We start from the raw sequence: 10,916 nt of genomic DNA, 5'->3' as shown, positions 1-10,916 counted from the left end.
GCCTGTGACTTACAACTGATCTTCCAACCGCAACTCCAGCTTCAATATCTCAATCCCACCTAACAAAGGCTTAGACTGACACCGAGTTGAGCGCGAGAAGATCATGCCAGAGAGCCAGCCGAGCCTCCCGATTTCCGGTATCCATGCGCGGTGTGAATATCGCCACATTCGGCCGCATCGATCCAGCTTCTTCCAGCGAAGCGAAAATGCCGGAACCTAAGGCGGCCAGCATCGCCGCTCCAAGCGCTGTCGTCTCGACATCGCGCGGGCGTTCAACCGGGATATCGAGAACATCGGCAAGGTCCTGAGCGATCCAATCGTTGGCGCTCATCCCCCCGTCGAGCCTAAGCGTCTGCCAAGTGCAGCCGTCGCCTGCATAAGCGCGCTGCAAATCGTGCATCTGGTGCGCGATCGTTTCCAGGGCGGCACGCACGATGTGCGCGCGCCGCGTTCCTTGCGTCAGACCGGCGATCACGCCGCGCGCCTCTGCGCGCCAATGCGGTGCGCCCAAGCCGGACAACGCGGGCAGAATGCAAACTCCTCCGCTGTCGGCGACCGATCGAGCCAAGTTTTCGGTATCCTCCACCGAGGCTACAAGGCCAAGCTCGTCGCGCAACCATTTCACCAGGCTTCCAGCAACAAAGATTGCTCCCTCGAGCGCATAAGTCCGCTCGCCGCCAAATTGCGCCAGCACGGTGCCGAGAAGGCGGTGGCGAGACCTTGGCGGGTTGGTGCCAGTATTGGCCAGGACGAAGGCTCCGGTGCCGAGCGTTGCCTTGACGTCGCCGGGCGCAAGGCAGTTTTGTCCTATCGTGGCTGCCTGCTGATCGCCTGCGAGGCCGCAGATTGGGATGGACAGGCCAAACAGGTCCGGCCGCGTTCGGCCGAACTTCCCTGCGGTATCCACGATCTCCGGCAAGCTACCGCTGGGCACGCCGTGAAGCGTTAGCAACTCATCATCCCAACGATCGCTGTCAAGCGGCATCAGCATCGTGCGGCTGGCGTTGCTGGCATCCGAGATGTGCAACCCGCCAGTCAGGTTCCACACCAGCCAGCTTTCCACCGTCCCAAAAGCGAGCCGGTCGCCGAGTTCGCGAGCCGCCGGCACATTCTCGAGGATCCAGCTCATCTTGGTCGCAGAGAAATAGGAATCCAGCACCAGACCGGTGCGTTGCTGGATCATCGCTTCATGACCCGTGTCGCGCAGGTCCCTACAACGCTCCGCTGTCCGCCGGTCCTGCCAGACGATTGCGCGGCTGACCGGCAGCCCGGTTTTCCGATCCCAAGCCACCACCGTCTCGCGCTGATTCGCTATGCCGATTGCGGCAACACGATCTGCTCCGCCCGCATGTTCAACCATCATGCGTGCGCAAGCTAGGGTCTTGTTCCATATCTCCGTTGGGTCGTGCTCGACGAAGCCGGGCGACGGATAGTGCTGAAACAATTCGCGCTGAGAGATGCCCAGCGTTTCACCCCGGACGGAATAGAGGATCGCTCGGGTCGAGGTGGTGCCTTCGTCGAGCACCAGGATTGAACGTTCCTGCATTTTGCTCCCCTCAGTCCGTCATCGTTACAAAGCCGATGGCAACGACTGCTCCCGACTAAGATATGTCGCGATGTTTTTCGTTTGCGCCACGTTCATGCGCAAGCCGAGCTTGGTCCGACGCCAAAGAGCGTCCTCCGTGGTGCGGCACCACTCCCGTTCCACCAGATAGCATAGCTCGCGCTCAGTCAGTCCGTGCCCAAAATGTTCGCCGCAATCGGCCAGGCATTTCGCGTCACCCAGAATAGTAGCCGCCGACGTGCCGTAGCTGCGCGCCAGCCGCAGCGCCCAGCTCGGTTCGAGGAAGGGGTATCGCTGCGCCAATCCCGCAATCAACGCCTCAATCTCGTCCGCGTGGAAATCGCCGCCGGGCAATGGCGCTTTGTCCGTCCAGTGGGCCATTGACAGCATATCCAAGCGCGTGCCGAGCATGTCGACCGCCTCTTGTGCGAGATGGCGATATGTCGTGATTTTGCCCCCAAACACGGACAACAGAGGAGCGCCTTCCGCTCTCTGCGATAGTTCGAGGTGATATCCGCGCGTCGCCGCCTCCGGCTTGCCAGAGCCGTCATCGATGAGCGGTCGAACGCCGGAATATGTCCAGACCACATCTTGCGGTGTGATCGGGGCACGGAAATAGCGGTTCACCGCCTCGCACAAATAGGCGATCTCCTCTTGATTTGCTTGGACGCCCTCAAGGCTACCCTCATGGTCGCGGTCGGTCGTCCCGATCAGGGTGAAATCCTGTTCATAGGGTATCGCGAAGAATATCCGGCCGTCTGGCAGCTGGAAGAAATAGGCGAAGGAATGTTCGAACAATCGCGGCACCACGATATGCGATCCGCGCACCAGCCGGATATGGCGGGAAGTGCTCTTACCGGCCCGACCGAGTACATCGAGCACCGAAGGGCCGGCCGCATTCACCACGGCGCGCGCGTGGAATACGGGGCCGCTCGCCTCGATGCGCCAATGGCCGGCGACCCGCTCCAGCCGGTCGACCCGGCAGCGCGTGCGCACTTCCGCTCCGAGATCAGCGGCAGAGCGGGCATTAAGCACCACCAGACGCGCATCATCGACCCAGCAATCTGAATAGACGAAAGCGTGCTTCAGATCGCCCTTGAGCGGACCACCGGCTGGGTGCAGCGACAAGTCGACTGCCTCCGCAGGTGGCAACCGCTTGCGGCCGCCGATGTGATCGTAGACAAATAGCCCCAACCTCAGCAGCCACCGCGATCTCAGCCCCCGCACATGAGGCAGGACGAAGCGCAGCGGCCGGATAATGTGCGGCGCGATGGCCCAGAGGCGTTCCCGCTCGGACAGCGCCTCGCGGACCAGCGCGAACTCGTAATGCTCAAGATAACGCAGACCGCCGTGAATCAGCTTGGTCGACGCGGAAGACGTGCCGTTTGCAAGATCGTCCGCCTCCAGCAGCAGCACCCGCGCACCGCGGCCCGCAGCATCGCGCGCGATCCCGCAACCGTTTACGCCGCCCCCGATAACAGCAATGTCGAACAGGTCTTCCGCCACTGCGGATGTTCCTTGCGATCGGCATTTCAGGTCGCGCCGAATACACGACAGAACGTAGCGTGCAAACGGGACGCCCCGCTGCACATGTGATGGCCCAGCGAATACAAGGTCAAGGACTTGTTGATTCTTGATGGAAGTGTGAGCGCATGCCCATCAAGGCAGGCGCACGACAAGCAGCGGTAGGACGGCGGCCCCATTTGCAGCGATCTGCAGTGTATAACGGCCCGGCGTCAGGGGGAAATCGACCATCTTGCGAATGTCGGTGCATTCCGGCCCGTGCCCATGCGCGATCGATGCGATGGCTTTGTCGTGCCTGAGAACATCGATCCACGCGGCTGCACCGAGCGCCACCCGGTAAGTTCCCGCCTGCTCGACAGCAAAGGTGAAGAGGCCGCCATAGCTTACTGATCCGCCTGGTTTTTCCGGCGTAACGATATAGCGGACATCGGGACTAGAAGCGAGCATCGCATCAACGCCCTCGCCCATCATCAGCCCAGCCTCGCGCAATCGGCTCGCTTGTGTCGCCGCCGCAAGCGGTCGGTGCGACACCCATCCCGCCAGTTCAGCCGGCAGCGTGGAAGCACCCGGAATGCAGGCTGCCAACCCCACTTGCGCCGAAGCCGGTGCCGGCGTCAGTGCCGACGAGGCGACCAAGGCACCCGCCAGCGATACCGCCAGGGTTCTAAGCATCATCGTACCATCTCTTTCCATCTGAATTATATTCCTACATATATAGAGAATCGCCGGCGCACAACGCGGGCGGTCAGGGAAATCCATTCGTTCGGCAAAAGACGGCAGCCGCATTCACCGGGAGCGCGCATGTATATCCGTGAGGAAAACGGGGAGCGGGCCGATCCGGCGATGCAGCCCATCGCGGCGCTGCAGGGCGCTTCCGGAGAGTTCATACAGGAACTGCTTCGCCGGTTCGTCGGACGCTGGATAACTTCATGTCGATTGGTCGGTGCCATCGAGCAACAAGCCGGCCCCAGGGAAGCGATCCGGAAGACAACGCGCCTCAAAAGCGTCTCGGACGGCAAAACCTTTCCGCTGTTTCAGGATCTGGGGACCGGTGCAACCGGCTGCTGTCTTGATTCGGCTGGACCGGTCCAGGCGGGCGCGGCCGTGAGCCGGCACATTGCCGGGGGCTGTGACCTCGTTGTGCTCAACAAGTTCGGGAAGCTGGAGGCCGAGAGCCGCTCGGGTCTCCTTTCGGCGTTCGTGTCGGCAGTCGAACATAATGCTCCGGTGCTGACCGCAGTGTCGCCGAAGTACGAAGCCGCCTGGTCGAGCTTTGCCAGCCCGTTCTTCACGTTCCTCCCGCCCGAGGACGCCGCCATCGATCAATGGTGGCGCACAATCCACGCGGTTCGCTGAAAAATCCACGCCAACCAACCGGCGTCGCCCGCCTCGGTTCGCGCGATCGCATCAAATTGCAACCAAAAAGGGGAATAATGAATAGCTTTCAGATAACGCGCGCAGCTTTGCTGCTTTCGACGCTGTGCGCATCGACTGTCGCCTTTGCAGAAGAAGGTCCGGCGGCAACATTGACCGAGGAGGCAGAGGCACCGGGCTCCATAGTCATCACCGCACGCCGCAGAACCGAAAACGCGCAGAGCGTGCCGGTGTCGCTCTCCGTGGTCGGCCCAGAGACGCTCGATAGGACCTATACGGTCAATACCAACCTGCTCAGCCAGCTCGTACCGACGCTTAACTATTCCTCAGCCAACCCGCGCAATACCGCCTTCACCATTCGCGGTCTTGGGTCGAGCGTGGTGGCGGTTAGCCAGGCCAATGATGGACTTGAACCAGGCGTCGGCTTCTATGTCGACCAAGTCTATCATGCGCGGCCGGCGACGGCGGCGTTTGACTTCACCGACATCGAACAGATCGAGGTGTTGCGCGGCCCCCAGGGCACTTTGTTTGGCAAGAACACGACGGCCGGCGCGATCAACATCACCACGAAGAAGCCAAGTTTCGACTTCGGGGCCGATGCGGAGCTTTCCTATGGCAGCCGCAATTTCGTCCAGGCCAAGGCCGCGATCACCGGCCCGCTCATCGGTGACGTGCTGGCGTTCCGCCTATCCGGATCGATCACTCGACAGGACGGTTATATCGACAATATCGCGCGGGGCGAAAAGCAGAACAACGTCCACAACGACGCCATCCGCGGGCAATTGCTGTTCCGGCCCTCATCCGATTTCTCGCTGCGCCTGATCGGCGACTGGTCCAACTTCAAGAACAACTGCTGCGCGCAGGTTTTCGTGCGCGTTGCACCGACGCTGAAACCAACAGCCCAGCAATACGCCGCGCTCGCGGCCAATGCGCCGGGCGGCGCCTATGTGCCGCCCAGCACCAATCCCTACGATCGCATCACGAGCAACGACGCGCCGTTGGGGGTCGATACTCAGGAGGGCGGTGTGTCGGCAATTGCTGACTGGACGGTCGACAGCGCCACCATCACCTCCGTCAGCGCTTGGCGCTTCTGGAAATGGGACGCGGCGAACGACCGCGACTATACCGGCCTGCATATCCAGACGACGCAGCACATCCCCTCGCGCCAGGATCAGTACAGCCAAGAGTTCCGCATCGCGTCCAACACGCCCGGATCGATCGACTATGTGGCCGGTCTCTATTATTTCCAACAGAAGATCGTTGGTCATCCGATCAGCATCTACGGGCCACTGGCGACCTACTGGTTGCTACCCGCAGGGCGCCCGGCGAACCTGCTCGACGGCTACCAGACCAACGGCACCACCGATTTCCGCACCGACAGCTACGGCGTGTTCGGCGAGGTTACCTGGCGCCCGCTGCCTCGCCTCTCGATAACCGGCGGCATTCGTTACACTTACGAGGAGAAGGACGGGCTGTACGACGTGCGGGCCTTTGGCGGGCTGACGACAGGGCTGACTTCCTCGCTCATTAGCGACAAGAACTCGATCCTGCGAACCCAGTTCTACACCGCGCATATCGGCGACGGCAGTGCATCGGGCCGGGCAAACATCACTTATAATCTGACCAACGATGTCATGGCCTATGCCAGTATCGCGAGGGGTGAAAAATCAGGCGGGATCAACATGTCGGGCCTGCCGGTCTATGGCTCAGGCGTTCCCGGTCATGCGAATGGTGATCCGATATTGGGCACCGCCACCGTACGTCCCGAAAAGAACACGACATGGGAAGGCGGCTTCAAGACCAGTTGGTTCGACAAGCGAGTCACCTTCAACATCGATGCCTATTATACGCGCGTCACCGATTTCCAGGCCAATGTCGTAGACAATGCAGCGGTGATCGCGCTGCGCAGCTATCTCGCCAATATCCCCAAGGTCACGGTCAAGGGCGTCGAGTTCGATGCCGCTGCGCGCGTCGGGTCCTATCTCACGCTTCGCGCCTCAGGTGTTTATTCGGACGGTAAATATGCCAGCTACCCCAACGGTCCGTGTCCGATCGAGCTGACCGGAAGCAGCACGACGCGCTGCAATCTCAGCGGCAAAGCTCTGGCTGGCTTGCCCAAGTGGTCGGGATCGGTGGGCGGCGAATACGCCCATCCGATGGCGCTTGGCTCGCTGGACGGCGACGTGTTCCTGCGCGCCGACGCGAGCGCGAAAACCAGGATCTCCGGCGACGCCACCGGCTCTGCCTATACCGTTATCAAGGGTTACGCGCTGGTCAATGCCAGCATCGGCTATCGCACGCGGCATTGGGAACTGGCGGTTTTTGCGCGCAACCTGTTCGACAAAGACTACATGCAAAACGTGACGGTGCAGGCCGGCAACAGCGGCCTGATCGTCGGTACGCCCAGCGAGCCTCGGCTAATAGGAGCAACCTTGCGGCTGCATCAATAAAGCAGATTCAACTCCAAGCTCCATGCCGTCAGCGACGGCGTGGAGCGCCCCTCATCATCCTATTGGCTGCGGCCGCAACCATCATTTGCCGGCCGGTTGGCTGATATTGGAAGGTAGGCCACATATGCCCACGTAGAGGAAAGCTGGCCCGGCACGGGTGCAGAAACCTACGACGAAACGGTTATTTCCGATCTCAGTGGACGCTCTGGAACCTCCGTTCATTCACCCTCAAGCGACCTTCGGAGATTGAAAAAGTTTGACCGCAGCTTGTAGCATCACTTTAGCGATCGGATTGCTTATGGGATTTGCCATATCATGATGAATGAGTGGATGGTGACGACGAGACTGCGTTACAGTGATGTCTTCAGAACCTGAAGTGCCCCAGCCCTCGCCAGGGCAACGCCTGCGTTTAGCCGATATTCTCGGCCCTGGCTTAATCACCGGCGCCTCGGACGATGATCCCAGTGGCATTGCGACCTACAGTCAGGCGGGCGCGCAGTTCGGCTATGGTCTGGGCTGGACCCTGGTCGCAACTTATCCTTTCATGGCGGCTGTCCAGATAATCAGCGCCAGGATCGGGCGTACGACCGGGCAAGGCATAGCTGGTACGCTTCGACAGTTCTATCCGCGTTGGCTGCTGCTAGCCATCGTCCTGCCTCTGCTCGTGGCCAATACCATCAATATCGGCGCGGACCTTGGCGCGATGGCTGACGCGACGCGCCTGGTGACGGGCGGTCCGTCGTACGCCTATGAGCTCATCTTTGCCGCTTTCTGTGCGGTAACTCAGGTCGTCATGAACTACTCACGATATGTTGCGATCCTGAGATGGCTCACGCTGGCGTTGCTGGCCTACGTCATCACGTTGTTCATGGTCCACGTCCTCTGGCGTGACGCGTTGCTGCATGTGGTGGCGCCCAGGTTCTCGTGGAGCAAAGATTATCTGACGACAATCGTTGCCGTTTTCGGGACCACGATCAGCCCATACCTGTTCTTCTGGCAGGCATCGGAGGAGGCCGAGGATATTCACCAGATTGCGGGGCGTATAGCGCTTAACGGCGCGCCGGAACAAGGACTGGCCGAACTCAAGCGGATCGAACTCGATACCATGGGAGGCATGGCGGCGTCCAATCTGGTGGCGCTGGCGATCGTCCTTACAACGGCCGCGACTTTACACGTGGCGGGGGTCATGGATATCCACACCTCGGCTCAGGCAGCGGAAGCGTTGCGGCCTCTGGCAGGCTCGCAAGCGTCTCTGATCTTTGCACTCGGCATCATCGGAACCGGCCTGCTGGCCGTCCCGGTCCTGGCAGGCTCGGCCGCCTATGCTGTTGGTGAGGCGCTACACTGGCCGGTCGGCCTGGCCCGACGGCCGAAGCAGGCCAAGGCATTCTATGGCACAATCGTGGCCGCCACGGGCATCGGCATGATGGTCAACTTGACGCCGATCGATCCTATTAAGGCGCTGTACTGGACCGCAGTAATCAACGGGATAGTGGCCGTGCCGATCATGGCCATCATGATGCTGCTTTCCAGTAGAAGCGACATCATGGGGCCGTTTATCGTCAACGGCCCGCTGCGCTGGCTGGGGTGGCTGGCAACCGCGCTGATGGGGGCCGCGGTCCTTGCCATGGCGTGGACCTCGTTCTGAAACAGTCCGCACGCCTCGCACGCTCCCCTCGTTCCGGACCATGCTGACCATCATTGTGTGCGACATTTCCTTCACATTAACCCGGTACGACAACGCGCCCGGAGGAGCACATCGTGAAGCATTCCTATCGCCAGACGGCCGTTTTCACCATCCTTGCGGCGCTGGTCTGCCTCCCTTGCCGCGCTCTCGCCGATGACGTTTCACCGCCTGACCAGACTTTCGCCATCCATGGGCAAGCCACCACGGTTGTGCAGGGGGTCGGCGGTTTTGCTTCCCCTTATATCGGTGATAATAGCCTGGCGCCGCACCAGACGAAGTCCACCAGCGACGTCACGTTATACTTGGGCGTGCAGCCGTGGAAGGGCGGAGAGGTCTGGGTCAACCCAGAGATCGATCAGGGCTTCGGCTTGTCCAACACCCTAGGCGTCGCCGGTTTTCCCAGTGCCGAAGCTTATAAGATCGGTAAAATGAATCCTTACTTCAAACTGCAGCGCGTATTTGTCCGTCAGACCATCTCGCTTGGCGGCGGCGTCCAGCAAACCGATGCGGCAATCAACCAGTTGCGCGCCGCGATAACGGCGAACCGGATCGTCTTCACCGCGGGCAAGATGAGTGTCGGCGACGTGTTCGACACCAATAAGTTCGCGCACGATCCGCGCGCCGATTTTCTCAACTGGTCGCTAATCGATACCGGTAGCTTCGATTATGCCGCCAATGCTTGGGGCTATACTTATGGCGCTGCTGCCGAGTGGTATCAGGGGCGGTGGACCTTGCGCGCCGGATTCTTCAACTTGTCTACGGTGCCCAACGGAGAGAAGTTAGGGAGCAATTTCGGACAGAACGAAATCGCCGTCGAGATCGAACGACGCTTCCGTATTGGCGGCCGCGACGGCGCAGTCCGCTTGACCGGGTTTCGCAACCGGGGCCGTTTCGCCCGCTTCGATGACGCGCGGACGCGTTCCTCGACTACTGACCGGCCCCTTGATCTCGCGCCGGTTCGTCGCAAGCAGGACCGCCTCGGCATCGCGATGAATGCCGAACAGGATGTCACCCCCAACTTTGGCCTGTTCGTGCGCGCCGGCACGTCCGATGGCGCGATCGAGACTTATGACTTCACGGACATCGATCATACCCTGGCTTTTGGCGGCGCGCTCAAAGGGGCAGGATGGGGACGCAAGCAGGATACCGTCGGCATCGCTGCGGTCGATAACGGCATATCGGCGGCCCACAAGCGCTGGTTGGCTGCCGGAGGACTGGGCGTGCTCGTCGGCGACGGAAGCTTACCTCGCCCCGGTGATGAGCAGATCTTCGAGGCTTACTATACCTTGCGCCCAGTAGCCTGGGCAGCGCTGACACTCGATTACCAGCACATCGTCAATCCCGGCTACAATCGCGACCGAGGCCCCGCCAACATCGCCGCCGCCCGCTTCCACGCCGGGTTCTGAGCCTCATCGACGAAGGATAACTGTTTCCCACCAGCCGCAATCCTCCGCCATAGCTCAGCAACCCTCACCATTTGCGCAACGGACCGGCCATACTTTCCAGACCGTTGCGAACGGCTTTGAAGACATGCGGTAGAACCATCGCATTCATAAAGAGCTATCGAGATTTTCGAGCAATGATGAACGCCCCCAAAGGGCGAAATGGCGGAGCGGGAGGGATTTACGGATATTTTCTATATGATTGATATTGCTGCATAAAATAAATATCCCATTGCCAGCCCCACACTCAGCCCCACAGTCGTCCACAAACGGTGGCGGACACGCACCTGAAGCGAGGTAGCGGTTGGATAAGCGGACCCAACGGAGCGTCCAATTGTCAAAAGAATGTATATATACTTCTGGCAAACGAAGCGATGATGCGCGGGAATGCACTAAATCTAAAAACGCACATCCTTGATAGGATGGAGCAAGCCGCCCCCTTCGGTGCCTGGACGCCCGTCGATTTCCTCGATCTGGGACCGCGCGAGGCTATCGACCAAGCGCTCCATCGGCTGGCGCGCGGCAAGCAGATCCGTCGCATCACGCGCGGACTCTACGACAAGCCCAGGGCCAACAGCCTGACCGGCAAGCTCACCAATCCCGATCCCCGCGCCGTCATCGACGCGCTGTCGCGGCGCGACCAGACCCGCATGCTGATCGATGGTATCACTGCCGCCAATGACCTTGGGCTAACCGATGTGGTGCCCGCGCACATCGTCGTGCATACCGACGCGCGCCTCAAATCCTTCGAGCTTGGCAATCTCGTGATCGATTTCAGGAAGCCCGCACCCAGCAAGCTCTATTGGGCGGGCCGGCCGGCAATGCGCGTCGTACAAGCGCTGCATTGGCTCCAGGACATGTTGCCGCAGGATGGC

The 10,916-nt window shown here is 60.7% G+C and carries 8 protein-coding genes; 5 read left to right on the top strand and 3 right to left on the bottom strand.

Going from position 1 to position 10,916, the window contains the following annotated elements; all coding sequences use genetic code 11:
- Positions 1-70: 70 nt before the first annotated feature.
- From V7D69_RS14075 to V7D69_RS14065, 3 genes are all read right to left on the bottom strand, one after another.
- Entirely contained in the window at positions 71-1,546 is a 1,476-nt protein-coding gene (locus V7D69_RS14075) for a glycerol kinase (RefSeq protein WP_324064426.1), read from the bottom strand.
- Between the two features lie 24 nt (positions 1,547-1,570).
- A complete protein-coding gene (locus V7D69_RS14070) occupies positions 1,571-3,070 on the bottom strand; it encodes a glycerol-3-phosphate dehydrogenase (protein ID WP_333606111.1) in 1,500 nt (499 codons plus the stop codon).
- 153 nt (positions 3,071-3,223) lie between these two features.
- Positions 3,224-3,763, bottom strand: a complete 540-nt coding sequence (locus V7D69_RS14065) for a homogentisate 1,2-dioxygenase (protein WP_324064424.1) — start codon at positions 3,761-3,763, stop codon at positions 3,224-3,226.
- 126 nt (positions 3,764-3,889) lie between these two features.
- Between V7D69_RS14065 and V7D69_RS14060 the strand changes: the two genes are divergently transcribed.
- The 5 genes from V7D69_RS14060 to V7D69_RS14040 form a co-directional block, all read left to right on the top strand.
- On the top strand, positions 3,890-4,444 hold the full coding sequence (locus V7D69_RS14060; RefSeq protein WP_324064423.1) for a DUF2478 domain-containing protein: 555 nt from the start codon (positions 3,890-3,892) through the stop codon (positions 4,442-4,444).
- A 77-nt stretch (positions 4,445-4,521) separates the two neighbouring features.
- Complete coding sequence (locus V7D69_RS14055; RefSeq protein WP_333606110.1) at positions 4,522-6,912, top strand: TonB-dependent receptor; 2,391 nt, start codon at positions 4,522-4,524, stop codon at positions 6,910-6,912.
- A 358-nt stretch (positions 6,913-7,270) separates the two neighbouring features.
- Positions 7,271-8,560, top strand: a complete 1,290-nt coding sequence (locus V7D69_RS14050) for an NRAMP family divalent metal transporter (protein WP_333606109.1) — start codon at positions 7,271-7,273, stop codon at positions 8,558-8,560.
- 113 nt (positions 8,561-8,673) lie between these two features.
- On the top strand, positions 8,674-10,005 hold the full coding sequence (locus V7D69_RS14045; protein WP_442947066.1) for a carbohydrate porin: 1,332 nt from the start codon (positions 8,674-8,676) through the stop codon (positions 10,003-10,005).
- 458 nt (positions 10,006-10,463) lie between these two features.
- Positions 10,464-10,916 (top strand): DUF6088 family protein (locus tag V7D69_RS14040; RefSeq protein WP_333606108.1); only part of this gene is annotated, 453 nt, incomplete at its 3' end.

The organism is Novosphingobium sp., assembly GCF_036733805.1.
Lineage (GTDB): Bacteria > Pseudomonadota > Alphaproteobacteria > Sphingomonadales > Sphingomonadaceae > Novosphingobium.
Note: the sequence above shows the minus strand (reverse complement) of the source record. Positions and strands in the feature narration are given on the sequence as shown.